This window comes from Streptomyces sp. BL1, from assembly GCF_057628045.1.
In genome coordinates this window covers 1,936,495-1,961,639 of sequence record NZ_JBXYWZ010000002.1, presented here as the reverse complement: position 1 = coordinate 1,961,639, position 25,145 = coordinate 1,936,495, and the positions used below count along the sequence as shown (strand labels likewise).

Sequence of the window (25,145 nt, the reverse complement as noted above, 5' to 3'; positions counted from 1 at the left end):
GCTCCCGCCCCGGACCCCAGCCCTGCCCTGCCCTGCGGGCAGGGAAGAAGGGAAGCCGGGGCTCCGGCGCACGCCCACACCTCGGCGGGGGCGTTGGTCACACGCCGGCGAGGTCCGCGAGGATCCGGGCCTGGCGGAGGAGGGCGATGCTGGGGGCGAGTGTGTCGTCCTCGTCGACGGACCACAGGACGTACTCGACATGCCGGGCCACCGCCCACGCACGCACCCGGTCCACGTCCTCGCCGAGTTCACCGGCGACCAGCGCCGTACGGTCGCGCAGCACGGAGCGCGGGTCGGCGGCGGCGAACGGGTCGTCGACCTGCTCGATCAGCGGCCACGGGTCGAAGGCGGGGTCGCCTGTCATCGGTTTCGCGTCGATGGCCAGCCAGGGGCGGCGGCGGGCGGCCAGCAGGTTGCCCGGGTTGAAGTCGCCGTGCAGTACGGCGTTACGGCGGGCCGTGCGGGGCAGGTCCCGCAGCAGTCCGGCCGCCGTGCTGAACAGTCCGGCATCCAGCTCCCGCGGCCAGCCCTGCCGGGACGCGCGCTCGTCCGCCAAGTCGGCCCACCCGGCGGTCACTTCGGCGACCGTGTCCATGTCCGGCGCCGACGACGGGGGCGCGGCGTCCCACAGTTCGCGCAGCACGGCGCACGCCGCCCGCAGCCGCTGATCGGCGGGCAACTGCTCCTGACGGCCCAGCTCCGTACCCGGATCGCAGCGCTCCAGCAGCAGCGCGTACCGCTCGGGGTCGTGCGCGTACACGCGGACCGCGCCCCGCCCGTCCCACAGCCGCAGTGCCGTCGGCTCGTGCACCATCTCCGGGTGCGGCCAGGACACCTTGAACACGGCGGGACTGCCGTCCGCGCGCCGCGCGGGCGCCACCCACGAGCAACTGCCGCCCCGGTGCGGCTCGCCCAGCCGTACGTCCCAGTGGTCCCGCAGCTCTTCGATCAGCCGCGGCAGCCGTGCCAGCCACTCCCGGCCACTGGCGTGCCGCCGCATGGTCGTCACGACGGGCAGATCGTCGGGGACCGACGCCGCCGGCCCGGCGGTCACAGTGTGCGGTCCGGTGCGCCGCCGTCCTCCCGCGTGCCGTCCGGCGTGCCGTCCGCGTCGATGTCGAAGCACAGTTCGGGCCGGTCCCACTGCACGGCGGGCGGCGAGGCCCGGCGGATGCCCGTACTGCGTGCGCCCGCGCGCAGGTAGAAGCCCTCGGCCGGCGGGTGGGAGATCACCGTCACCTGCCGCAGTCCGGCCTCCCGCGCCTGCTCCCGCATGTGGTCGACGAGCAGCATGCCGATGCCGCGTCCCTGCGCCTCGTCCGCGACGAACAGCAGGTCCAGTTCCGGTGGTTCGGTGCCGGTCAGCAGGGCGTAGAAGCCGAGCAGTTGACCGCTGTCCGCGTCCACCGCCACATGCACGCACTCCCGCTCCAGGTAGGCGGTGGAGACGCTGTACCCCGAGATGATCGACGCGTAGGGGCCGCCGTACGCGCGGGACGCGTGGATGAGGGCCGTCAGCCGCAGCGCGTCACGCCGCCGGGCGGGCCTGATGACCGTATCCGCCATGCGGCGAGTCTATGTCCGGGCCCGCCCCTCCTCGTCCCCGGGCCCGCCCGGTAGCCTCCCGGCATGCTGTCGCTCCCGGAGACCGGCGTCCCGCCGGTGCAGCTGCGTGTCCTGCGCGTCTCCGCGTCCGCAGCCGGCGCGGAGCGCGACAGTGCGCTGCTGTCCGCCGAAGAGCGCGCCCGCGCCGCGAAGTTCGTGCGGCGCGCGGACCGCGAGCGCTATCTGGTCGCCCATGTCGCCCTCCGCCGCGAACTGTCGGCCCGCACCGGAGTGCCGCCCGACGGGCTCGCCCTGTACCGCGAGCCCTGCCCGCTGTGCGGCGGCCCGCACGGCCGGCCCGCGCTGCGCGCCGACACGGGGGAGGCGGGGGAGCCGGGGGAGGAGCCGCCGCACTTCTCCCTCTCGCACGCGGGCGACCTCGTGCTGCTGGCCTTCGCCGCGGCGCCCGTGGGCGTCGACGTCGAGGAGTACCCCGGCCCCGACACTGTCGACTCGGCGTCCGAGGCGCTGCATCCGCGCGAGCGCGCCGAACTGGCCGCGCTGGACGGCCCGGAAGCCCGCAGTGCCGCCTTCGCCCGCTGCTGGACCCGTAAAGAGGCGTATCTGAAGGGCACCGGCGCGGGCCTGGGCGAGGACCCGTCCGTCCAGTACACGGGCACGGCCGCCGCAGGCCCCTGCTCGCCCGCGGGATGGCGGCTCGCCGACGCCGCCGTACCGCCCGGTTACGCCGCCGCCTACGCAGTGCTACTCACTCGTTCGGCCGAGTGAGCGGCCTGCTGGGGCCGGTCCGCCGGGCGCCGGGACGGGACCCCGCCCAGGGTGGAAGCCATGTGTCCCCAGAGCACAGTCAGCGCCGGCAGCAGCCGGCCGGGCTCGCGCGGACCTCGGAGACCCGGACGTATCACCATGCTCACCATCGCCATGCTCGCCTTCCTGTTCATCTTCGAGAACCCCCGGCCGACCCGGGTCCGCCTGCTGGTCCCGGAAGTCACGATGCCGCTGTGGATGGCGCTGCTCGGAATGTTCGCCATCGGCCTGCTGTTCGGCATGTTCTTCGTCCGCCGCCGCTGACCCGCCGGTTCACCCGGCCACGGGGCCCCGCCCGGACGCCGCTCCGACGGACCGCGGGGGCCGTTGACGCCACCGGGCTCCAGCGAGGGAGTGCCGGCCTCCAGGGCGGTGGGGAATCGCTTCTCAGGACTGCTGTGACCTCGGCCGTGGGAACGGATCTGCAGCGGCTGCCCCGGCCGGGTCAGAGCGGCCGGTTCTGGTTCTCGATGTACCGGCGGACGATCGCGAGGGGCGCTCCGCCTACCGATCCGGCGAAGTACGACCCGGACCACAGCTTGTTCGCCCGGTAGTAGTGCTGGACGAGATCGGGGAACTCCTGGCGGAGCCTGCGGGAGCTGACGCCCTTGAGGCTGTTGACCAGCTTGGAAATGGAGACCTTGGGCGGGAAGTTCACCAGCAGGTGCACGTGGTTGGCCTCGCCGTTGAACTCGGCCAACTCGGTCTCGAAGTCCGCACAGACGGCCCGCATGATCTCTTCGCAGCGCGTCAGGTGCCTGTCACTGAAGACGGGGTGCCGGAACTTCGTCACGAAAACCAAGTGCGCGTGCAGGAGGAACGTACAGTGCCTGCCTGTGCGGATATCTTGGTTCTCAGCCATAAACCAACTGTACTTGCGGTACGGTGCAGGCATGCGGCTCCGGTACAACTTCCGCATCTATCCGACGAGGGGTCAGCGGTCCGCGCTGGCCCGGACGTTCGGGTGCGCGCGGGTCGTCTACAACGACGCCCTGCGTGCCCGGAAGGACGCGTACGCGGCAGAGCTGCCGTTCTCGAAGTCCGGCACGCTGCAAAAGCAGCTGATCACCCTGGCGAAGCAGACCGAGGAACGCGCCTGGCTGTCCCACGCGCCCGTCGGTGTGATGCAGCAGGCGATCCGGGATCTCGACCGGGCGTACCGGAACTTCTTCGACTCTCTGTGCGGGAAGCGAAACGGTCCGAAGATGGGACCGCCGCGCTTCAAGAAGAAGACCAGCCGCCAGGCCGTCCGCTACACCACATCGGACCGCTGGAAGATCACGACAGGCGGGAAGCTGCGCCTGCCGAAAGTCGGCGACGTGAAGGTGCAGTGGTCCCGGAACCTGCCGGCCGCACCCACCTCGGTAACCGTGATCAAGGACGCGGCCGGCCGGCACTTCGCCTCGTTCGTCGTCGAGGCACAAGGCAAGCCGCTCCCGGAGCTCGACGTGGACGAGACGGAGACCGGGATCGACCTCGGCCTGTCCTCCTACGCCGTACTCCGGGGCCGGAAGATCGCTTCTCCGAAGTTCTTCCGCCGCCAGGAGAAGAAGCTCAAGCGCGCACAGCGCAAGCTGTCGCGCTGCCAGAGGGGCTCCAGCAACCGGCGCAAGGCCAAGCTGGCCGTTGCCAAGATCCATGCACGTGTCGCTGACCGGCGACGCGACTTCATCGAGCAGGAGACCACCAGGATCGTCCGCGAGAACCAAGCGGTCTACCTGGAGAACCTGAATGTGAAGGGCATGGCCTCCCGGCACGGCAAGAGCCTCCACGACCAGTCCCTGGGCATGTTCGCCCGTACCCTCGAAGCGAAGTGCGCCCGCTACGGGCGGGACTTCGCCAAGGTCTCCCGCTGGTTTCCCAGCACCCAGATGTGCTCGGCCTGCGGCACCATCGAGGGCCCCAAGGGACTGGAATGTCTCAACATCCGGTCGTGGACGTGTTCCTGCGGCACGCACCACGACCGGGACGAGAACGCCGAAGTCAACATCCGCCGCGAAGGGCGGCGCATCATCGTGGCCGAGGGACGCCCGGACACGTAAAACGCCTCGTGGAGTCCGCACAAGACCCGGCACGCCGGGCAGCGGGTGATGAAGCAGGAACCACCACGCACCCGCTGGCAACAGCGGCGGCACGGTGGGAATCTTCCCCGTTCACGGGGGAGAGCGTCAAAATGCCCGCATGACCCGACGCACCGTCCTCGTCGACGCCCCCGTCAACCTCGGCCTGCGCCCGCCCGCGCCAGGTGCCGTGCCCGGCTGCCACAAACTCGCGGGCGCGCTGCGCGACCGGGGCATCGCCCGGCGGCTCGGCGCCGTCGAGGGCGGCGTGGTGGTGCCGCCCCGCTACGACCTCGGCGCCTGGCAGCCCGGCGACGGCGTGTTCCACGCCGCGCCGCTCGCCGCGTACAGCAGGCAGCTCGCCGACAGGCTCGAACCCCACGTGCGGCAGGGCGACTTCCCCGTCGTTCTCGGCGGCGACTGCTCCCTCGTTCTCGGTACCGCGCTCGCCCTGCGCCGCGCGGGCCGCTACGGGCTCGCCTACCTCGACGGGCACGACGACTTCCGGCACCCGGGCAACACGCCCCGCACCGGCATCGGCGCGGCAGGCGGCGAGGACGTCGCCCTCGTCACGGGGCGCGGACAGGACGGCCTCACCGACCTCGACGGGCTGCGTCCGTACGTACGGGACGAGGACGTGCAGCTGCTCGGCCTGCGCGACAAGGAGAACGAACCCGACAACGCGCAGGACGAGTTGACGGAACTCGGCATCGCCCACGCCACCGTGCGCACCGTCCGCGCCACAGGGCCCGCGGCCGTCGCGCGGGCCGCGCTGAAGAGCCTGGAGGACACGGAACTCGACGGATTCTGGCTGCACATGGACGCCGACGTGCTCGACCCCACCGTCATGCCGGCCGTCGACAGCGACGAACCCGGCGGGCTCGCCCTGGACGAGACACGGGAACTGCTGCGCCCGCTGGCCGCCTCACCCCGCTGCGCGGGCTTCGAGCTGACCATCTACGACCCCGACAGGGACCCCGGACTGCACGGCGCGGAACTGCTGGCGGGACTGCTGGAGGACGTCCTGACGGCGTGAACCGAACGCCCCCTCCCGCAGGGTCTGTTCACCGTGCGGCAGACCATGTTCCATGGTCGCGTGGGCCGGCACGGCGCCGGCAGCCGCCGAAGAGAGCGAGGTCGCCGTGGGCGCCACGTCCGTACGCCGGAGCACCCTGACCCTGCCCGCCGCGCCCGTCGGCCCGGAGAACCCGCTGCCCGCCCTGCTGCCGCTGGACGAGGCGCACACCATCGACGCGGCCCAACGGGCCACGTTGCCGCGCGACATGGCGCAGCAGGTCGGCTACGAGCCGCTGCGCACCGTCCTGCCCACGCGGATACTCGACGGCTACGGGCGCGCCCGGACGCCCCGCACCGTCGACACCCTCGTGCTGGAGAACGACCGGCTGCGCGTGACCGTGCTGCCGGCGCTCGGCGGCCGCATCCACTCGCTGCACCACAAGCCGACAGGGCGGGAGCTGCTCTACACCAACCCGGTACTCCAGCCTGCCGACTTCGCGCTGAACGGTGCCTGGTTCTCCGGCGGTGTCGAATGGAACATCGGCGCCACCGGACACACCACGCTGTCCTGCGCGCCCCTGCACGCGGCACGTGTGCCGGCGCCGGGCGGCGACGGGATGATGCTGCGGCTGTGGGAGTGGGAACGGCTGCGGGACACGCCGTTCCAGGTCGACCTGTGGCTGCCGGACGGCTCCGACTTCCTGTACGCGGGCGTCCGGATCCGCAATCCGCACGACCGCACGGTGCCCGTCTACTGGTGGTCCAACATCGCCGTGCCGGAGGACGAACACACCCGCGTGCTCGTCCCGGCGGACGACACCTGGCACTTCGGGTACGAGCGCAGCCTGCGCCGCGTCCCGGTGCCCGAATGGGACGGCGCCGACCGTACGTACCCGCTGCGCAGCACGTACCCGGCCGACTATTTCTACGAAGTGCCGGACGGCGAGCGGAAATGGATCGCCTCCCTCGACGGGGAAGGCCGGGGACTCGTGCAGACGTCGACCGATGTGCTGCGCGGCCGGAAGCTGTTCGTGTGGGGGAGCGGGCCCGGCGGCCGGCGCTGGCAGCGCTGGCTGACCGAGGACGGCACCCCCGGCTACGCCGAGATCCAGGCCGGACTCGCCCGCACCCAGCTGGAACACGTACCGCTGGAGGCGGGCGAGGAGTACGCCTGGCTGGAGGCGTACGGGCCGCTCGCCGCCGACCCGGACACGGTGCACGGCGCCGACTGGGCGGCCGCCCGTACACATGCCGGGGCCCGGCTGGAGGAGGCGCTGCCGCGCGCGGACGTCGACGCCGCGTACGCCGCGTGGCGGCCGCACGCCGACGCGGAGCCGGAACGGGAGGCCGACGGGCGGTTCCTGCACGCCGGTTCGGGCTGGGGCGCGCTGGAGGCCGCCCGCGGCGGGTTCGCGCTGCCCGGCACGCCCTTCGGCGAGGACACCCTGGGACCCGAACAGGAGCCCTGGTACGCGCTGTTGCACACAGGGCTGCTGCCGGGCCCGGTGAAGGTGCTGCCGCCGGGGCCCACCCTGGTGTCGGCGGAATGGCGCGCGCTGCTGGAGTCCGCCGACGCCGGACCGCTCGACCGGCACGATCTGGACTACCACTTGGGCGTCGCCCAGTGGGCCGCCGGCGACCGCTCCCAGGCGGTCCGCAGCTGGGAGCGGTCCGTGACCCGTAACGCCAAATGGCCGGCGCTGCGCTGCCTCGCCGTGGCCGCCCTCCAGGACGGCACCACGGAACGCGCGGCACGCCGCTACCGCGAGGCGTTCGCCGACGCACTCGCCGACGCCGAGGACGGTGCGGCAGGGGGCGGCGAGTGGACGGCGGCCCTGGCGGCGCTCGGGAACGAGGCCGTCGGCGCCCTGTTGGCGGCGGACGAGCCGGACGAGGCGGCCGCCGTACTGTACGGACTGCCGCCGTCCGTACAGGAACGCGGCCGGTTCCGGCTGCTGCGCGCACAGGTGCTGCTGGCGCAGGGCGAACAGAAGGCGGCACGGGAGATCTTCGACTCGGGCTTCGAAGTGGCCGACCTGCGCGAGGGGGACGAAATCATCGGCGATACCTGGCGTGCCCTGACGGACGAACCGCTGCCCGCGTTCTACGAGTTCAGCATGCGTCCCGGGGAGAGCTGAGCCCGGAAAGGGGCAGGACAGTGACCCGGGCGCGTGCCGGAGCGCGCGCCCGGGTGCCGTGTCACTGTCCGGCGTTCCCGAGCAGCCGGTCCGCTTCCCCGTCCGAGTAGCCCAGTTCCGTGAGGACTTCCCGGCTGTGCTGCCCGAGGGTGGGCGGCGCCGTCCGTACGGCCGGCCGCTCGCCCGCGAACGACACGGGGAACGCGACCTGTTGGAGCGGACCGACGACAGGATGGTCGGTCTTCTGCACCATGCCGAGCGCCTCGGTCTGCGGGCAGGAGTACACCTCGTCGAGGCTGCGGATGGGTGTGGCCGGCACACCGGCCTCCTTCAGCACCGCGCACCAGTGCTCGACGGTGCCGCCTCCGAGGACTCCCTCCAGCAGGGCGTTGAGCTCCGTACGGTGCGCGACGCGGTCCCGGTTGGCGGCGAACCGTACGTCGTCCGCGAGCGCCGGCCTGCCCAGCGCGGTGCACAGTTTGCGGAACAGTCCGTCGTTGCCGACCGCGATCACGAAGTGCCCGTCGGACGCCGGATACGCCTGGTACGGAACGAGGCTGGGGTGACCGGAGCCGAGCCGGGTGGGGCGCTCACCGGTGGCGAAGTGCCCGGTGGCCCAGTTGATGTGCAGGGCGAGCTGCGACTCGTACAGGGACGTCGTCACGGACTGGCCGCGCCCGGTGCGCTCCCGTTCGACGAGCGCCGAGGTGACGCCGACCAGTCCGAAGAGGGCCGCGCCCAGGTCGCCCATGGCGTAACCGGCCTTCACCGGCGGCCCGTCGGGCTCCCCGGTCAGCGACATCAGACCCGCCGACGCCTGCGCGACCATGTCGTAGCCGGGCTCGTCGCGCAGCGGCCCCACCTCGCCGAACGCGGAGATGTGCAGCATCACCAGCCGCGGATACCGCGCGCCGAGCTCCTCGTGCCCGAAGACGCGGGCCAGCGAACTGCCCGGACGGAAGTTCTCCACGAGCACGTCAGCCGTGGCGAGCATCCGGTGCACGGCCTCCTGCCCCTCGGGGGACTTCAGATCGAGCGTGACGGAGCGCTTGTTGCGGTTGGCGGCCAGATAGTACGTGGCGTCGGGCCCGTTGAACGGCGGGCCCCACTGGCGCGTCGGGTCGCCGCCGTCCGGGTGTTCCACCTTGACCACCTCGGCGCCCATGTCGGCCAGCGACATGGTGAGGTAGGGCCCGGCGAGGATCTTCGACAGGTCGACGACGCGCATTCCGGCGAGCGGTGCAGGGCCGGTGGGCCGGCCGGTCGCCGGTCCCGTGGGCTGGTCAGTCAAGGCCGTCCTCCTGCAGTAGTGCCGCCGGCACCTCGCCGCCGTCGGCTATCCGGTCGAGCTCGTCCAGCGCGGTACGGGGCAGCGCGTCCGGGTCCTCCAGCAGGGCGAGATAGGTCCGGGCCACCAGCAGTTTGCGCCCGCCGCCGTGCGCGGCGACCTCATATGCTGCCTGTTCCGCCAGCAGCGTGGCCATGACCGTACGGGCCAGCTCGCCCGCGTACCGGCCGATGCGCATCTGCTGCTCGTCCTCCGGCGCGTCCAGCAGCCTGTCGCCGCTCTTGCGCAGCTCCTCCCACCGTGCGGACAGCCGCCGCACGACGGCCTGTTGACGGCCGTCCTGTGCGAGGGCGCGCAGCCGTCCGCCGTACGTACCGGCGAGCGTGTGGTGCGCCTGCTCGCGCCGCATGCAGCGCAGCACATCCAGCGCGATGACGTTCGAGGAACCCTCCCAGATGGAACCCAGATGGGCGTCGCGCAGCAGCCGCGGGTCGACCCGGTCCTCGATGTAGCCGTTGCCGCCGCGGATCTCCATCGTCTCGCCGGTGACGGCCCGCGCCCGCTTGCAGACGGTGTACTTGGCGATCGGTGTGAGCACCCGGACGAGGCGCTGTGCCTCCTCGTCCCCGGCGTCCGCCTCGTCCAGCCGTGCCGCCGACTCCAGCACCATGCCGAGCGCGGCCTCCGCGTCCAGCAGCAGCGGCAGCAACGTGGCCCGCATCAGCGGCTGTTCGAAGAGCGGCTTGCCGAACACGACGCGCTCCCGGGTGTGCGCGACGGCCTCCCGTACGGCGCGGCGCATCAGCGCGGCCGACCGCATGGCGTTGGACAGCCGCGACACGTTGACCATTTCGGCCATCTGCCGGAACCCGCGCGCGAGTTCACCGACGGGCGTCGCGTACGCGCCGTCCAGGGTGACCTCGCCGCTCGCCATGGAACGGCTGCCGAGCTTGTCCTTGAGCCGGTCGATCCGGTACGAGTTCCGGCTGCCGTCGGGCCGTACGCGGGGTACCAGGAACATGCCGAGGCCGCGAGTGCCCTCGCCCTGCCCCGGTACGCGGGCGAGGGTGAGGATCAGATCGGCCGACACGTTGGACGCGAACCACTTGCTGCCGTCGAGCGTCCAGTGGCCGTCGCCGTGCGGAGTGGCGACGGTCTCCGTACGGCCGACGTCCGTGCCGCCCTGCCGTTCGGTCATGAACATCGCGCCCGTGGCGCGCCGTTGCGGGTCGGTGGAGGTGAGCGCCTCGATCTCGGCGGCGTACCGCTCGGGGTCGAAGAGCCGCAGCACGCGCGCCGCCGAGTCCGTCATGGACAGCGGGCAGGCCAGCCCGAACTCGGACTGGACGAACAGGTACGACAGCGCGTACTTGACGGTGTGCGGCACCCGTGCGGGCCAGCCGAGGACGCCGGCACGGTGCGACATGGCGGCCAGCCCGTAGCGCTCGTGGGCGAGTTCGGCCATGCGCGCGTACGCCGGGTGGTACACGACCTCGTCGATACGGGTGCCGTCGGGCGCGTACGGGCGCAGGTACGGCGGGTTGGCGTCCGCGGTGGCCGCGAGCCGGTCCAGTTCGCCGCCGGCCACCGCGCCGAGCTCGTCGAGGAGGGGCTCGGTACGTGCGCGGTCCGCGGGCGGCAGCAGCCGGTCCAGGAGGGGGCGCAGTGCCGGGTCGGAGTCGGCGAAGTTGACGGGCTCCGAGGGGAGTTGGGTGTCAGGAGTCATGCGGGGTCTCCGGCGGGTGCGGTGACGGTGGTGCCGGGTTCGGCCTCGGCGGAGCCGTCGTCGGCGGGCGGTGCGGAGGTGCGGGCCAGCAGCGGCAGCACACCGGCCAGCGTGATGACGACGTACAGGATGCCGAGCGCCACCACGGACCAGATGGTGCCGGTGGCGGTCAGCAGGTACTGGCACAGGATGGGCGCCGTGCCGGCGAAGACCGTCGTGCACAGCTGGTAGCACAGCGACATGCCCGTGTAGCGGATCTCGACGGGGAACACCCGGGCGAGGATGCCCGCGAGCGCCGCGTAGTACATGGCGTGCGGCACGGTGGCCAGCGCCATGCCGAGGACCGAGAGCCAGAAGGAGCCCGTGCCGATGAGGACGAACATCAGCGGCAGCAGGACCAGTTCGGGCACGAGCATCCAGAACACGGCACGGCTGACCCGCCACTTCTCCGCCAGTACCGCACCGAAGGGCTGCACGAGTGTCTGGACGACCAGGGCCAGCGAGATGACGGTGAGGAACGTCGACCGGTCGAACTCCAGGTCCGATGTGGCCCACGACAGCGCGAAAGTGGTCTTCACGTAGGTGAGCGCCACTCCCGCCGTACCGGCCGCGACGCCCAGGACGACCAGCAGCGGGAAGCGCGACAGGACGTCCTTGACCGGCAGTTTGGACACCGTGCGGCGCTCCAGCGCGCGCCGCATCTCGGGGGTCTCCGCGAGGCGCAGCCGGATGAACAGGCCGACGGCCACCAGCACGGCGGAGCACAGGAACGGCACACGCCAGCCCCACGACTCGAAGGCCGCGTCCGGCAGTTGGGCGATCGCCAGGAACGACAGTGTGGCCAGCAGATTGCCCACGGGGGAGCCCTGCTGCGCGAACGCGCCGTACAGCAGCTTGCGTTTCGGCGGCGCGTACTCGGTGGCGATGAGCACCGCACCGCCCCACTCGCCGCCCATGGCCACGCCCTGCACCATGCGCAGCAGGACGAGCAGAACGGGCGCGGCGGCGCCGATCTGCGCGTGCCCGGGCAGCAGTCCGACGCAGAACGTGGCACCGCCCATCATGGTCAGCGTCGTCACCAGGGCCTTCTTGCGGCCGTACCGATCGCCGAAGTGCCCGAAGATCAGCCCGCCGAGCGGGCGCGCGAGGAAGCCCACCCAGAACGTGGCGAACGCGGCAAGGGTGCCCACGGCGGGCGAGGCACCGGAGAAGAAGATCTTCCCGAAGACCAGCGCCGAGGCCGAACCGTAGATGTAGAAGTCGAACCACTCGATGGTGGTGCCGACGAAGGCGGTGATCCCGGCGCGCCGCGCGTCCCGTGGCGACGGCGTGTCCGCCGTCCCGCCGGTCTGCGCGTCGCCCACCGCTGGGCCGGTGTGCTGCATGCGAGTCGTCCCTCTCCGTTGCGAGCGGGCCTGCGCAACAGGCGTCGCCGGAGGGGCCGTTCGCGCCGTTGCGAGACGTGGATCACTCTGGCAGCGGCGGTTGAGCACTGTCCAAGATCGGTTCGGTCCTCCAATGAGACGCCATCCGTCGCAATCGGCAGCCGCGGACGCCCGTACGGCCCGGGCGCCCGCCCGTACGGGCCGCGGGCAGCAAACGGGCACCGCACACGCCGAAACGGGCACAGCCCGTCCCGCGCGACGGCACGAAAGCCCAGGAAGCGGCGCGGATTCCGGTCCGGCGCCGAGGCCCGGGACGGGCACGATCCGGCCCGTGACGCACCTGGTGACCACCCCCGGGAACAGGTACAACTCTCTTCGCGGGCCCGAACGGGCACGCACATGCCCGAACGGAGAGGACACGTCCGCATGAGTGCCGAGGAACGCCAGCGCGAGATCGTCGGCACCGCGCGCCGTACCGGTTCCGTCGATGTCGGCGTGCTGGCCGCCGAACTCGGCGTCGCCAAGGAGACCGTCCGCCGCGACCTGCGCGTCCTCGAACAGCACGGGCTGCTGCGCCGTACGCACGGCGGCGCGTACCCCGTGGAGAGCCCCGGCTTCGAGACCACGCTGGCCTACCGCACGACCATGCACGTACCGGAGAAACGGCGGATCGCCGCGGCCGCCGCCGATCTGCTGGGCGAGGCCGAAACGGTGTTCATCGACGAGGGGTTCACGCCGCAGCTGATCGCCGAGGCGCTGCCCGGGGACCGCCCGCTGACCGTCGTCACCGCGTCCCTCGCGGCGGCACGCACCCTCGCACAGGCCGACCAGATCACCGTTCTGCTGCTCGGCGGCCGGGTGCGCGGCGGCACTCTCGCCACCGTCGACCACTGGACGACCAAGATGCTCGCCGGATTCGTCATCGACCTCGCCTATCTGGGGGCGAACGGCATCTCCCGCGACCACGGGCTGACCACGCCCGACCCCGCCGTCGGCGAGGTCAAGGCGCAGGCCGTACGGGCCGCGCGGCGCCGCGTGTTCGCCGGGATGCACACCAAGTTCGGCGCGGTGAGCTTCTGCCGCTTCGCCGACGTCGGCGAGTTCGAGGCGATCGTCACCTCCACCGGGCTGCCCGCCTCCGAAGCCAACCGCTACTCCCTGCAGGGCCCGCACGTGCTCCGCGTCTGACCCACGGTGTCCGCCGACGACATCCCCCGCACCACCACACCGTGCGGCACCCCTTATCTCCCCATAAGTCCCAGAAGCCCAGGAGTCCTCATGCGCAGTCCGATCCGCCTCAGGCAGCGCCGCCGGAGGCAGGGCCGTCGAAGGCAGGACCGCCGGACGCAGCTCCGCCGGACGGCCTTCGCGACCGTCGGAGCCGTCACGGCGGGCGCCCTGCTCGCCGGCTGCGCGGGAGCCGGCGGGTCCGGCACCGACAGCGACGCCGTGAACGTCCTCATGGTGAACAACCCGCAGATGGCCGACCTGCAGAAGCTCACGGCGAAGCACTTCACCAAGAAGACCGGCATCAAGGTGAACTTCACCGTGCTGCCCGAGAACGACGTCCGCGACAAACTCAGCCAGGACTTCGCCAACCAGGCAGGCCAGTACGACGTCGCCACCCTCAGCAACTACGAGGCGCCCCTCTACGCGAAGAACGGCTGGCTGCGGTCCCTCGACCAGTACACCGCGCAGGACAAGGCCTTCGACCAGAAAGACGTGCTGCCGTCGGTCCGCGAATCGCTCAGCGGCCCGGACGGCAAGATGTACGCCGAACCGTTCTACGGCGAATCGTCCTTCCTCATGTACCGCAAGGACGTGTTCGAGAAGAAGGGCCTCAAGATGCCGGCCCGCCCCACCTGGCACCAGGTGGCGGACCTCGCCGCGAAGGCCGACGGCGCCCAGAAGGGCATGGGCGGCATCTGCCTGCGCGGACTGCCCGGCTGGGGCGAACTGGGCGCGCCGCTCACCTCGATGGTCAACACCTTCGGCGGCACCTGGTTCGACAACAAGTGGAAGGCCAGGCTGACCGACCCGGGCTTCGCGAAGGCCACCGAGTTCTACGTCAACCTCGTCCGGAAGCACGGCCAGTCTGGCGCCGCACAGTCCGGCTTCGCCGAATGCCTCAACAACATGACGCAGGGCAAGAGCGCCATGTGGTACGACGCCACCTCCGGCGCCGGCTCCCTGGAGGCGAAGGGCTCCCCGGTCAAGGGCAAGATCGGCTACGCGCCCGCACCCGTGGAGAAGACCAAGTCGTCCGGCTGGCTCTACTCCTGGGCCTGGGGCCTGCAGAAGGCGTCCCCCAAGCCGGACAAGGCCTGGAAGTTCATCTCCTGGGCGTCCAGCAAGGAGTACGAGCGGCTGGTCGGCAAGGAGTTCGGCTGGGCCAACGTGCCCGCGGGCAAACGGGCCTCCACGTACGACGACGACCGCTATAGGAAAGAGGCGGCAGCCTTCCACGAGGTCACCAGGAAGGCCATCACCGACGCCGACCCGCGCGACCCCGGCGTGCAGCAACGCCCCGCACCCGGCATCCAGTTCGTCGGCATACCCGAATTCCCCGACCTCGGCACCAAGGTCACACAGGAGATCAGCGCCGCCATCGCCGGACGCCAGTCCACGCGGGAGGCCCTGCGGAACTCCCAGGAACTGGCAGAGGTCATCTCCAAGGACTACGAGGGGCGGAAGACCCAGTGACCACGGCAGCGACGACACCCACCACACCACCCGGCGGCATCCCGGCGCCCGGCACTCCCGCCAAGCGCCGCCCCGGCCCCCCGAACCGGCTGCGCGCCTGGGCCGCACGCGGACCCCTGCTGCCCGCGCTGGTCTTCCTCATCCTCGTCACCCAACTGCCCTTCGCGGCAACGCTGGTGATCTCGTTCTTCGAGTGGAACGCCTTCTATCCGCAGGACCGCGCCTTCGGCGGGTTCTCCAACTACCAGAAGGTGCTGAGCGAACCGGCGCTGCGCGACTCCGTACTCACCACCGCGCTGCTCACCGCCGCGGTCGTGCTCGCCAGCCTCGTCCTCGGCCTGGTCCTCGCCCTGCTGCTGGACCGCACCTTCAAGGGCCGCGGCCTCGTCCGTACGATGCTCATCGCCCCCTTCCTCGTCGTGCCCGTCGCGGCGGCGCTGCTGTGGAAGCACGTCCTCTACAACCCCGAGTACGGCCTCCTCAACGGCATGCTCACCTGGGTGTTCGGGGACAACGCCGCACAGCCCGACTGGGTCGCCGAAATGCCGCTCGGCGCGGTCGAGGCCGCACTCGTGTGGCAGTGGACACCGTTCATGATGCTGATCCTGCTCGCCGGACTGCAGAGCCGTCCCGGCGACGCGATCGAGGCCGCCCGCATCGACGGCGCCGGACCCTGGCAGGTCTTCCGCTACATCACCCTGCCGCACCTGCGCCGCTACCTGGAGCTGGGCGCCCTGCTCGGCTCGGTCTACATCGTGCAGAACTTCGACGCCGTCTTCACCATCACCTCCGGCGGACTGGGCACCGCCAACCTGCCGTACACCATCTACCAGACCTTCTACCAGGGACACGAGTACGGGCGGGCCTCGGCCGCGGGCGTGCTGGTCGTCATCGGCTCCCTCGTCATCGCCACCTTCGCGCTGCGGGTGGTCTCGTCCCTCTTCAGCGAGGAGTCCCGCTCATGAGCGCCGCACCCGCCGCACCGGAAGCCGCCGCCCCGCAGACCAGCACGGCGGTCAAGTCCCCCAAGGGCGCCCGCAGTCCACGCACGACGAACGCCGCGCTGGGCCTGCTCGCCTGGCTGTGCGGCATCGTCTTCTTCCTGCCGATCGCCTGGATGGCGCTCACCTCCCTGCACTCCGAGACGGACGCCGCCACCAACCCGCCGTCCCTCACCGCGCCGCTCACCCTCGACGGGTACCGCGAGTTCTTCGGCGCGGGCGGCGGCGCCAGCCCCTGGCCGGCGCTCCTCAACTCCGCGACGGCGTCCATAGTGTCGACCGTCTGCGTCATCCTGCTGGCGCTGCCCGCCGCGTACGCGCTGTCCATCCGGCCCGTGCAGAAATGGCGCGACGTCCTCTTCTTCTTCCTGTCGACGAAGATGCTGCCGATCGTCGCCGGACTGCTGCCGGTCTACCTGTTCGCCAAGGAGACAGGACTGCTGGACAACGTCTGGCTGCTCATCATCCTGTACACGTCGATGAACCTGCCGATCGCCGTCTGGATGATGCAGTCCTTCCTGGCGGAGGTCCCCGTCGCCCTGATCGAGGCCGCCAAGGTCGACGGTGCGCGCCTGCCGTCGATCCTCGTCCGGGTCATCGCGCCCATCGCCGCGCCCGGCATCGCCGCCACCTCGCTGATCTGCTTCATCTTCAGCTGGAACGAGCTGCTGTTCGCCCGGGTGCTGACAGGCGTGGTCGCCCAGACCGCACCCGTCTTCCTGACCGGTTTCATCACCAGCCAGGGCCTCTTCCTGGCCAAGGTGTGCGCCGCGTCCCTCGTGATCTCCCTGCCGGTGCTCGCCGCGGGGTTCGCCGCCCAGGACAAACTCGTCCAGGGCCTGTCGCTAGGAGCAGTCAAATGAAGGCCGCACTCGTCGAATCCGTCGGCAAGGTGTCCCTCACGACCGTCCCCGACCCCACCCCCGGGCCGCGCGACGTGGTCGTCAAGGTGGCCGCGTGCGGACTGTGCGGCACCGATCTGCACATCGCCCAGGGCGAGTTCGCGCCCACCCTGCCGGTCGTCCCGGGCCACGAGTTCGCCGGCGAGATCGCCGCGGTGGGCGGCGACGTCACCGAACTGCGCGAGGGCGACCGGGTCGCCGTCGACCCGTCGCTCTACTGCCACGAGTGCCGCTACTGCCGTACGGGCCACAACAACCTCTGCGACAACTGGGCCGCGATCGGCGTCACCCGCGCCGGCGGCGCCGCCGAGTACGCCGTCGCGCCCGTCGCCAACTGCGTCAAACTGCCCGAGCACGTCCGCACCCAGGACGCGGCCCTCATCGAACCGCTGTCCTGCGCCGTCCGCGGCTACGACGTACTCAAGTCGCAGCTCGGCTCGCACGTCCTCATCTACGGTTCCGGCACCATGGGCCTCATGATGCTGGAGCTCGCCAAGCGCACCGGCGCCGCGAGCGTCGACGTCCTCGACCTCAACCCCGAGCGCCTCGCCACCGCTCAGAAGCTCGGCTGCTCCGGTTCCGCCGCGACGGCCCAGGAGCTGGACCGGCCCCGCGGCTGGGACCTCGTCGTCGACGCGACGGGCAACGGCGCCGCGATCCAGGACGGCCTCGGCAGGGTCGCCAAGGCGGGCACCTTCCTGCAGTTCGGCGTGTCCGACTACGCGACGACGGCCACCATCGAGCCGTACAAGATCTACAACCAGGAGATCACCATCACCGGCTCCATGGCCGTACTGCACAGCTACGAGCGCGCGGCGGAACTCTTCGCCGGCGGCGTCCTAGACCCCGACATCTTCATCTCGGACCGCATGCCTCTCGACGCCTACCCCCAGGCCCTGAACCGCTTCGCGGAAGGCAAAGGCCGAAAGATCATCGTCACGCCATAACCGAGGTGTGGCCCCGCGCCCGCCCCGGTGTGGGCAGCTGGTCCGCCCGAGAGGGCGGAACGGGTGGGCACACCGGGCGGACCGCACCCGCGAGGTCACGCCCCACGCACGCAACGCACGCGCACGCGCACGGCGGCCGCCACACGGCCACGCCGCCATCCGTGTGACCAGCCGGAATTCACGACTACCACGCACCGTTGTCCCGCACATGAAGGCGATCACACAGCACCGCTACGGCGGCCCCGAAACGCTCCAACTCACCGACGAGCCCGACCCCAAGGTCGCCCCCGGCGAGGTCCTGATCCGCGTCAAGGCAGCCGGCGTCAACCCGGTCGACTGGAAGCTCGGCGCGGGCGGGCTCGATGGCGCCATCGAGACCCGCTTCCCGCTCGTACCCGGCTGGGACGTCTCCGGCGTCGTCGAGGCCAACGGCTTCGACGCGACCGAATTCGCCCCCGGCGACGAGGTGTTCGGGTACATCCGCAAGGACTGGGCGCAGAACGGCGCCTACGCGGAACTGGTGTCGGCGCGGGTGGGCATGCTGGCCCGCAAGCCCGCGTCGCTCACCCACGAGCAGGCGGCGGGCGTACCGCTGGCCGGGCTCACCGCGTACCAGTCGCTGCAACGGGTCGGCGCCGGCGCGGGCGACACGGTGCTCATCCACGCGGCGGCGGGCGGCGTCGGCTCCCTCGGTACGCAGATCGCCGTCGCGCTCGGCGCGCGCGTCATCGGCACGGCCAGCGAACGCAACCACGACTACCTGCGCGAACTCGGCGCGGAACCCGTCGCGTACGGGGAGGGTCTCGCCGACCGCGTACGGGAGCTGGCGCCCGACGGTGTCGACGTGGCACTCGACTTCGTCGGCGGCGAAGCGCTCACCGTGTCGCAGCAGCTCCTCAAGAGCCCCGAACGCCTCGCGTCGATCGTCGAACCCGACGCGGTGGCGGCGGGCGGCCACTGGGTCTGGGTCCGCCCCGACGCGGCGGACCTCACGGCCCTGGCCTCCCTGGCCGACGAGGGCCGCCTCACGGTCCCCCTCTCCCAGGTCCTCCCCCTGACAGAGGCGGCCGAGGCCTGGCGCCTCAGCGCGGAAGGCCGCGTACGAGGCAAGCTGGTCCTCCGCGTCCAGTAACCGAGGTGTGGGCAGCGGTCCGCCCAGAGGGCGGGACGGGTGGGCACACCGGACCGCAAGCCGCGAGGTCACGTCCCCACGCACGCAACGCTCGCGCCCCGGTGAAGGGTTGAGCCCCGGCCCCGCCCCTACCCGTTTCTTCCGGGGCTCCGCCCCAGACCCACGCCGCGCTGCGCGAGAGAGAGAAGGGGCTGCGCCCCGGACCCCGACCACGCTGCGCGCGCAGGAACGGGGCTGCGCCCCAGACCCCCGCAGGGCTCCGCCCCTGCACCCCACCGCACTGTGCGCGGAAAGACCCGGGCTCCGCCCCGAACGCCCCGCACGCGGGGCGGGTTCACGTTCGGGGCGGGCCCTCGGGGGAGGGGTTACGCGCGGTCGACGTATTCGAAGACCGCGCCGTCCGGATGGCGGGCGATCACGTTGCGGCCGATGCCCGTGGAGTTCGGGCCCGCGATGATCTCCGCGCCGACCGACTCGAGGTCGGCCACCGCTTCGTCGACGTTCTTCACCGCCAGCGTCGCCGCGATCTTCCGCAGCACTTCGAGATGTCCTTCCGGCCCGCTCATCAGGAAGAACGGGCCGACGGCCGCGACCGACACCGGCCCCTGCTCGAAGCGCACCGCCTCCGCGTTCGACAGCTTCTCGTACACCGGAACGGCGGCGTCCAGATCGTCCACGCACACCCGTAGTGAGGTCCCCACAATGTCCATGCGGGGGAGCCTAATTGGGGACGCGCACGGCGTCACACCCGGCGTTCGGAGCCGGCGCCGGACCGCCGTCACACCCGGCAGAGGATCTCGCCGTTGACGACGTTGAACCAGGCGTCCGGCTCGGCGCCCCACGCCCGCCAGGTCTCCGAGATCTCCCGCAGCGCGGCCTCCGTGGCGAGCCCGCCGCCGACGGCGACCTCGGCGTAGGAGGAGGCGAGGGTGCGTTCCGCCCACAGGCCGCTCCACCAGGCCCGCTCCTCCTCGCTCGTGTAACACCAGTTGCTGGTGGACACCTTGACGTCGGTGAAGCCCGCTTCCCGTGCCCAGGCGTGCAGTTGGCGGCCGGCGTCGGGCGCGCCGCCGTTGGCCTGGGCGACACGGCGGTAGAGGTCCAGCCAGTCGTGCATGCCCGGCACTTCGGGGTACCAGAGCATGCCGCCGTAGTCCGCGTCCCGTACGGCCACGATGCCGCCCGGCTTGCAGACGCGCCGCATCTCCCGCAGCGCGCCCACCGGGTCGCCGACGTGCTGCAGGGTCTGGTGGGCGTGCACCACGCAGAACGAGTCGTCCGGGTACGGCAGTCCGTGGATGTCGGCCGTCTCGAACGTCACGTTGCGCACCCCGCGCGCGTCCGCCGTCGCCCGCGCCTTCTCCAGCACGCCGGGCGCCGCGTCCACGCCGGTCACGTGCCCGTCGGGCAGCAGTGCCGCGAGGTCGGCGGTGATGGTGCCGGGGCCGCATCCGATGTCCAGCAGCCGCATGTGCGGCTTGAGTTCGGGCGTGAGGTAGGCGGCGGAGTTGGCGGCGGTGCGCCACTCGTGGGAGCGCAGAACGGACGCGTGATGGCCGTGGGTGTACACGGCAGTCTCTTGTGCCATGCACGTACTTTACGCTCGCGTCTCGCCATGCGAGCAAGAGTGTTTCACTATATGGACTCCGCGTGGGCCCCGTATGGACCCGGCGCATGGGCCCCGGGGCGGGTCACGCCCCCATGGGCCGGTAGACGGTGAGCGCCTCCCGCTCCTTGTCGAGCAGCAACTGCGGGGGAGCGGCCGCCACTTCACCGTCGTACGCGAGCAGGCTGTCCTCCGGGACGTTGGTGATCTGGAGGCGCCGCAGCTGCGCCGAACGGTGCCGCGGCCGCCTCCCCAGCGCGCCCGCGACGGCCGCGGACAGCAGCCGCGTACGGGCGAACCTGCCGCCCCGTACGGCCCGTACGTCGAGCAGTCCGTCCGCCAGGTCGTGCCGCAGCACGGGCGCCAGGCCCACACCCCGGTAGGTGCAGTTGCCCGCGAACAGCAGCCACAGCGAACGCCGTTCACCCGCGATGCCCGCCTCGACGGGCCGGTCGGTGCGCAGCACGTGCCACGCGGCCAGCACTCCCGCCGGCCCCGCGCCGATCCGCGGCGCCCACCGCTCGCGCAGCCGCACCAGCTCCGGGTACGAGCCGAGGCTGAAGGTGTTCACGAAGTACCCCGCCGGCGTGCCGTCCGGACCGGGCGTGAAGCGGCCCAGGTCGACGGCGACCCCGTCGCCCGCGGCGACCGCGCGGGCCACGTCGTCGATGGACTCGATGCCCAGGTCGAGGGCGAAGTGGTTGCGGGTGCCGCCGGGAAGTACGGCCAGCGGCAGCCCGTACCGCGCCGCGGCCGTCGCCGCCGCGTTGACCGTGCCGTCCCCGCCGTGGATGCCGAGCGCGCCGTTCAGCGCGAGCGCGCGCCGCGCCGCCTCGTCGAGGACGTCCGGCAGTGACACGCCGTCGTCCGGTGACGCGTACGTGACGACGTCGGCGCGCGGCAGGGCGCGGCGGACCGCCTCCGCCGGGTCGACGGCGGACAGCGGCGACGAGCGGCCCGCGCGGGTCGCGCCGGACCCGGCGTTGGTGACGACCACCAGGCCCTTGCCGTCCTCCAGGGCCGGGGCCTCGGCCACCGGCCGTGCGGGCGGCGGCAGTTGGCTCTGTGTGGGGGCGAACCCGCGGACGGCGAACGCGGCTCCCACGCCGAGCGCGGCACCCGCGAGCACGTCGCTGGGGTAGTGCACGCCCGTGTAGACGCGGGAGAAGGCCACCGAGAAGGCGACCGGCGCCACGACCGCGCCCCACCGCCGGGACTCCAGCGCGACACCCGTCGCGAACGCCGCGGCCGACGCCGCGTGCCCCGACGGGAACGACGTCGTGATGGGCTGATGCCTCAACTGCCGTATGACCGGCACGCTTTCGAGCAGTGGGCGGGCCCGGCGCACGGAGTGCTTGCCGAGGGTGTTCACGGTGGCCGAGGCGACGGCGAGCGACGCGACACCGCGCAGCGCGGTACGGCGCGCACGCGGCGCCCCCGTGGCGGCGATGCCCGCGGCGACGGCGAACCACAGCCGGCCGTGGTTGGCGCTCTGGCTCAGCCGGGGCAGCACCTGCTCGGCGGCCGGCCAGTGCCGCGTCGCGACCTGATGGAACACTCCGTGGTCCCAGAGCGCGAACTGCCCGGTCCACTCCACCCTGCCCCGGGCCCCGCCGATACGGAAGCTGCCGACGGTACGCACTCCCTCGTCCGCAGCGGACGGCCGGCGGGGCGCCGCGGTCCCTCCCGTACGCCGGCCGCGCCGCAGCAGCCGCGCGCCCCGCCCGGGCGCGCCCTGCCCGGACAGCAGCCGTCCGGGCAGGGGGAGACTCCTCGCGTACGAGCGGCGTGCGGCACGCCGCTCCTTGCGGGTCAGGCCGGCGCTCCGGGGCCGCCGGCGAACTCCGGCCCGTCCGGGCGGGCCCGGCTGATGTCGGCCAGCGCGGAGTGCGGATCCCGCTCCTCCGCGAGATCGCCGATGCTGACCATGCCCAGCGGACGCCCGTTCTCGACGACCGGGAGCCTGCGCACCGCGTGTGTCCGCATCAGGTCGACGGCGGTGTTCGCCTCCTCGTCGGGGGAGACGGTCACCGGTTCCGGAGTGCACACCGTCTGGCAGTCGACGGTCAGCGGGTCGATCCCGTCGGCCACCGCGCGCAGCGCGATGTCCCGGTCGGTGATCATCCCGAGCAGCGTCCCGTCCTGGGTGACCAGCACATCGCCGATGTCCTGGGCGCGCATCAGCTGTGCCGCCTCCACCAGCGACGCGTCCGGCCGGACGGAGGTCGCGGCGGGCGTCATGACGTCCCTCACCAACTGTGGCATTGCTCTTCGCCTTCGCTCTCGTATCCGAGTCGCGTGCTTCCGGAGCGCCGAGGTACCCGGTCAGCGGGACGCTACGCCCCGGGTTTCCGGCCCGCGGCCGCCGGCAGGCCCGTACGGCCGTCCGGGCGGGGGCCCGGACGGCTCGGCTGGGTACCCGCGCCCGCGCGGGCGACACTGGACGGAGCTGCACGAAAGGGGACACAGCAGTGGACACGACGACTTCCCAGGCGATGAACGGGGCACGGGGCGTGGACCCCCGGAAACTGTCCGACAGCGTGCTCCTCAAGGAGCTGGAGACGGTGCACCGCACCCGCCACGACACCTTCCTGTACGGCGCGCCGGACGCCCTCGCCGTGCACAACTCCCGTATGGCGCAGCTGGAGGGCGAGTACCTGCGCCGCAATCCACACCGTTCGGTGGCCTCGGGCCGTACGCGCGCGGGGGCGCGGGCCCGCGACAACTGACCGCGGGCAGGAGTCCGGGCCGAGTTGCGGGTCACGTGTTTGTGCCCTGCGGCCGGGGGCACTCGGTCGGCGGCCGAGAAATGAGCGGCTTGGCCCTGTGGGAGAGAAGGCTCCGGGTGCGGGCGCACAGCCCCCGCACCCGGAGTCGTTTGTGTGCGGGGCCGGGCCTCCGGCCGGCGGGGCGCGAATCGGTCATGTACGGGGCCGGATCCGCTGATTGGACCGGACGTCATGGGTACTCGGCCCTCCATGGGTGACAAAGCGATGTATCCGAAGTCGGGAGGGGTCGTCGGCGCGGGGGCGGCGGACATCACGGAACCCGTGTCCCGCGTCGTCCGTGAAGAGCTGCGGGTGCTCGAGGACGAACTGCGCGCCGAACTGCGCCAGCAGTCCCGCAGGCGCACGGTCAAACTGCACGGCGCCGCGGCCGCTGCCGCACTGTACGGCGGGGCCGCGCTGGCCGTGGCCGTCGGCCTGCTGCTCGCGCTGGTGATGCCGGCCTGGGCGGCCTTCCTGCTGGTGGCGGTCGCCCTGTTCGCCGCGGCGATGGCCCTGCGGAACGCGGCACGCACGCGTCCGCCGCATACGGCCGCCGAGAGTGAGCCGCAGAGCCCGCACCACAGGGCCTGACCCCTGCCGGGCCCGCGGGCCCGGACCGAAATCGACCCTCCCCACCGTCACGTCCACCGTCCGTGACGGCGGGGAGGGCTCTTCTGTGCCCGCTCGTCGTGGGCGCTGTCCGTATGCTCGGACCCCCGGACAGGGCCCGGATGTCCGGACAGGGGCCGGCACGGCGGAAGGGCGGATACGGATGACACGGGAGACGGACGCGGCCGGTGCGGTGACGGTGCGGGGGGTCAACGAACTGACCGCCCGCTGGGCGCGGTTCGCCGTCCCCGGCGACGACGGGCCCGGCACGGTGTTCACGGCGGCCGGCCTGTGGCCGCTGCTGGCCGGTCTCGCCGAGGGCGGCGACGCGGCCGTACGCGGCGAACTGGCCGCCGTACTGGGCGTGGACCCGCTGCGCGCGGCCGGTCTCGCGGAGCGGCTGCTGCGGGTACTGGAGGGGACCGACGGGGTCGACGCGGCACTCGGCCTGTGGGCCCGCCCCGAAGTGCGGCCCGAGAAGGAGTGGGTGGCCGCGCTCCCGTACGGCACCCACGGCGAACTGACCGGTGACGCGGCGCGCGACCGCGAACGGCTGGACGCCTGGGCGGCCGGGCACACCGAGGGCCGGATCCCCTCCATGCCCGTCCAGTTGGAGCCCGACACGCTGCTGGTGCTGGCCAGCGCGCTGGCCGTACGGACGCGCTGGCTCCGCCCCTTCACGCCGGGCGGACAGCTGGAGACGCCGGACGGCGGGCCGTGGGCCGGCCGGTCGGTGGGGGAGCTGGTGCGCGGCGGCGGGGACATCGCCGAGGCCGATGTGGCGGACACCGAGGCGGGCGCGGTGACCCGGCTGACGGTGGAGGGCGACACCGGCGTGGACGTCCAACTGCTGCTCGGGGCCCCCGGGATGGAGCCCGGGGCCGTGCTCGCGGCCGGGGCGACGATGCCCCGCCGGGCGCCGTGGGTGGTGCCCGGGGAGCAGCTGCCGTACGGGGAGCCGGGGCCCGGCGTGACGGTGGGGGACACCGTGTCCGCCACGGGGAAGCCCGTACTGATGGCCCGGCTGCCGGCGTTCACGGTGTCGGCGACGCACGATCTGCTCGCGCGGCCCGCCGAGTTCGGGCTCGCCACGGCGTCCCGGCGGGAGGACGCGGCGGGGCACTTCCCGGGCGTGAGCAAGGCCGTACCGCTCGCTGTCGGTTCGGCGCAGCAGAGCGCGACGGCGACCTTCACGGCGGAGGGGTTCTACGCCGCCGCTGTGACGGCGGTCGGCATGGTGCGGGCGGCGGCGGCCCCGGTGCACACGGCGAAGCTGGTGTCGGTCACGTTCGACCGGCCCTTCGGCTTCGTCGCGGTGCACCGCGAGACGGGCCTGGTGCTCACCGCGGGGTGGGTCACCGAGCCCGACCCGGCGCCGTGAGCCGAAGCCGGGGCCGGACTCGGTGCCGTAGGCCGAAGCCGGGGCCCGTGACGTAAGCCGGAGCCCGGCCCGGTGCCGTACGCCCGAGCCGGGCCCGGTGCCGTAACCC

At 72.3% G+C, this 25,145-nt stretch carries 24 protein-coding genes; 14 read left to right on the top strand and 10 right to left on the bottom strand.

Translation table 11 applies throughout. The features are described from left to right. Positions 1–97: 97 nt before the first annotated feature. Both AC3AGO_RS08795 and AC3AGO_RS08790 read right to left on the bottom strand, forming a co-directional pair. Positions 98–1,054 (bottom strand): aminoglycoside phosphotransferase family protein, encoded by a 957-nt coding sequence (locus AC3AGO_RS08795; protein ID WP_487819580.1) that lies wholly within the window; start codon positions 1,052–1,054, stop codon positions 98–100. Further along, a complete protein-coding gene (locus AC3AGO_RS08790; RefSeq protein WP_487819579.1) occupies positions 1,051–1,566 on the bottom strand; it encodes a GNAT family N-acetyltransferase in 516 nt (171 codons plus the stop codon). The genes AC3AGO_RS08795 and AC3AGO_RS08790 overlap by 4 nt, the downstream gene beginning before the upstream one ends. 63 nt (positions 1,567–1,629) lie before the next feature. Here AC3AGO_RS08790 and AC3AGO_RS08785 point away from each other — a divergent pair, with 63 nt between their 5' ends. After that, positions 1,630–2,334 (top strand): 4'-phosphopantetheinyl transferase family protein, encoded by a 705-nt coding sequence (locus tag AC3AGO_RS08785; RefSeq protein ID WP_487819578.1) that lies wholly within the window; start codon positions 1,630–1,632, stop codon positions 2,332–2,334. A gap of 138 nt (positions 2,335–2,472) precedes the next feature. Continuing rightward, positions 2,473–2,637: a lipopolysaccharide assembly protein LapA domain-containing protein gene (locus AC3AGO_RS08780; RefSeq protein ID WP_487819577.1), complete on the top strand. Its 165-nt coding sequence runs from the start codon at positions 2,473–2,475 to the stop codon at positions 2,635–2,637. Positions 2,638–2,818: 181 nt separating this feature from the next. On the opposite strand, the gene tnpA is transcribed toward AC3AGO_RS08780, so the two are convergent. Beyond that, positions 2,819–3,235, bottom strand: coding sequence for an IS200/IS605 family transposase (tnpA, locus tag AC3AGO_RS08775; RefSeq protein ID WP_487819576.1), 417 nt, complete (start codon positions 3,233–3,235; stop codon positions 2,819–2,821). A 31-nt stretch (positions 3,236–3,266) separates the two neighbouring features. On the opposite strand from tnpA, the gene AC3AGO_RS08770 reads away from it, so the two are divergent. The 3 genes from AC3AGO_RS08770 (at position 3,267) to AC3AGO_RS08760 (ending at position 7,588) form a co-directional block, all read left to right on the top strand. Beyond that, a complete protein-coding gene (locus AC3AGO_RS08770; protein WP_487819575.1) occupies positions 3,267–4,415 on the top strand; it encodes an RNA-guided endonuclease InsQ/TnpB family protein in 1,149 nt (382 codons plus the stop codon). Positions 4,416–4,554: 139 nt separating this feature from the next. Then, on the top strand, positions 4,555–5,469 hold the full coding sequence (locus AC3AGO_RS08765) for an arginase family protein (protein ID WP_487819574.1): 915 nt from the start codon (positions 4,555–4,557) through the stop codon (positions 5,467–5,469). Positions 5,470–5,521: 52 nt separating this feature from the next. Further along, positions 5,522–7,588, top strand: coding sequence for a DUF5107 domain-containing protein (locus AC3AGO_RS08760; RefSeq protein WP_487819573.1), 2,067 nt, complete (start codon positions 5,522–5,524; stop codon positions 7,586–7,588). Positions 7,589–7,649: 61 nt separating this feature from the next. Here AC3AGO_RS08760 and AC3AGO_RS08755 read toward each other — a convergent pair whose 3' ends face one another. The 3 genes from AC3AGO_RS08755 to AC3AGO_RS08745 are packed head-to-tail and all read right to left on the bottom strand — an operon-like array spanning position 7,650 to position 11,987. After that, positions 7,650–8,879 (bottom strand): CaiB/BaiF CoA transferase family protein, encoded by a 1,230-nt coding sequence (locus tag AC3AGO_RS08755; RefSeq protein WP_487819572.1) that lies wholly within the window; start codon positions 8,877–8,879, stop codon positions 7,650–7,652. After that, positions 8,872–10,602 (bottom strand): acyl-CoA dehydrogenase family protein, encoded by a 1,731-nt coding sequence (locus AC3AGO_RS08750; protein ID WP_487819571.1) that lies wholly within the window; start codon positions 10,600–10,602, stop codon positions 8,872–8,874. The genes AC3AGO_RS08755 and AC3AGO_RS08750 overlap by 8 nt, the downstream gene beginning before the upstream one ends. After that, positions 10,599–11,987: an MFS transporter gene (locus tag AC3AGO_RS08745; RefSeq protein ID WP_487819570.1), complete on the bottom strand. Its 1,389-nt coding sequence runs from the start codon at positions 11,985–11,987 to the stop codon at positions 10,599–10,601. Before AC3AGO_RS08745 ends, AC3AGO_RS08750 begins: the two co-directional genes overlap by 4 nt. Before the next feature lie 426 nt (positions 11,988–12,413). Here AC3AGO_RS08745 and AC3AGO_RS08740 point away from each other — a divergent pair, with 426 nt between their 5' ends. From AC3AGO_RS08740 to AC3AGO_RS08715, 6 genes are all read left to right on the top strand, one after another. Then, on the top strand, positions 12,414–13,175 hold the full coding sequence (locus AC3AGO_RS08740) for a DeoR/GlpR family DNA-binding transcription regulator (RefSeq protein WP_487819569.1): 762 nt from the start codon (positions 12,414–12,416) through the stop codon (positions 13,173–13,175). A 90-nt stretch (positions 13,176–13,265) separates the two neighbouring features. Then, on the top strand, positions 13,266–14,690 hold the full coding sequence (locus AC3AGO_RS08735; RefSeq protein ID WP_487819568.1) for an ABC transporter substrate-binding protein: 1,425 nt from the start codon (positions 13,266–13,268) through the stop codon (positions 14,688–14,690). Continuing rightward, a complete protein-coding gene (locus AC3AGO_RS08730) occupies positions 14,687–15,655 on the top strand; it encodes a carbohydrate ABC transporter permease (protein WP_487819567.1) in 969 nt (322 codons plus the stop codon). Before AC3AGO_RS08735 ends, AC3AGO_RS08730 begins: the two co-directional genes overlap by 4 nt. Next, positions 15,652–16,554, top strand: a complete 903-nt coding sequence (locus AC3AGO_RS08725; RefSeq protein WP_487819566.1) for a carbohydrate ABC transporter permease — start codon at positions 15,652–15,654, stop codon at positions 16,552–16,554. The genes AC3AGO_RS08730 and AC3AGO_RS08725 overlap by 4 nt, the downstream gene beginning before the upstream one ends. After that, positions 16,551–17,540 carry a zinc-dependent alcohol dehydrogenase family protein gene (locus AC3AGO_RS08720; RefSeq protein ID WP_487819565.1) on the top strand — a complete coding sequence of 330 codons (990 nt, stop codon included), beginning with the start codon at positions 16,551–16,553 and terminating at the stop codon, positions 17,538–17,540. Before AC3AGO_RS08725 ends, AC3AGO_RS08720 begins: the two co-directional genes overlap by 4 nt. Before the next feature lie 208 nt (positions 17,541–17,748). Next, positions 17,749–18,672 carry an NADP-dependent oxidoreductase gene (locus AC3AGO_RS08715; protein WP_487819564.1) on the top strand — a complete coding sequence of 308 codons (924 nt, stop codon included), beginning with the start codon at positions 17,749–17,751 and terminating at the stop codon, positions 18,670–18,672. A gap of 365 nt (positions 18,673–19,037) precedes the next feature. Here AC3AGO_RS08715 and AC3AGO_RS08710 read toward each other — a convergent pair whose 3' ends face one another. The 4 genes from AC3AGO_RS08710 to AC3AGO_RS08695 form a co-directional block, all read right to left on the bottom strand. Beyond that, the gene (locus AC3AGO_RS08710; RefSeq protein WP_487819563.1) at positions 19,038–19,382 is read right to left on the bottom strand and encodes a VOC family protein; all 345 of its coding nucleotides are present in this window, start codon (positions 19,380–19,382) and stop codon (positions 19,038–19,040) included. Positions 19,383–19,450: 68 nt separating this feature from the next. Continuing rightward, positions 19,451–20,260, bottom strand: a complete 810-nt coding sequence (locus AC3AGO_RS08705; protein ID WP_487819562.1) for a methyltransferase domain-containing protein — start codon at positions 20,258–20,260, stop codon at positions 19,451–19,453. Positions 20,261–20,363: 103 nt separating this feature from the next. Next, positions 20,364–21,875 (bottom strand): phosphatase PAP2 family protein, encoded by a 1,512-nt coding sequence (locus AC3AGO_RS08700; RefSeq protein WP_487824579.1) that lies wholly within the window; start codon positions 21,873–21,875, stop codon positions 20,364–20,366. A 215-nt stretch (positions 21,876–22,090) separates the two neighbouring features. Then, complete coding sequence (locus AC3AGO_RS08695) at positions 22,091–22,543, bottom strand: CBS domain-containing protein (RefSeq protein ID WP_487819561.1); 453 nt, start codon at positions 22,541–22,543, stop codon at positions 22,091–22,093. A gap of 230 nt (positions 22,544–22,773) precedes the next feature. On the opposite strand from AC3AGO_RS08695, the gene AC3AGO_RS08690 reads away from it, so the two are divergent. The 3 genes from AC3AGO_RS08690 (at position 22,774) to AC3AGO_RS08680 (ending at position 25,036) form a co-directional block, all read left to right on the top strand. After that, the gene (locus AC3AGO_RS08690; RefSeq protein ID WP_487824578.1) at positions 22,774–23,007 is read left to right on the top strand and encodes a DUF6158 family protein; all 234 of its coding nucleotides are present in this window, start codon (positions 22,774–22,776) and stop codon (positions 23,005–23,007) included. A gap of 249 nt (positions 23,008–23,256) precedes the next feature. Continuing rightward, positions 23,257–23,637, top strand: a complete 381-nt coding sequence (locus AC3AGO_RS08685; RefSeq protein WP_487819560.1) for a phage holin family protein — start codon at positions 23,257–23,259, stop codon at positions 23,635–23,637. A 181-nt stretch (positions 23,638–23,818) separates the two neighbouring features. Further along, complete coding sequence (locus tag AC3AGO_RS08680) at positions 23,819–25,036, top strand: serpin family protein (RefSeq protein ID WP_487819559.1); 1,218 nt, start codon at positions 23,819–23,821, stop codon at positions 25,034–25,036. Positions 25,037–25,145: the final 109 nt, after the last annotated feature.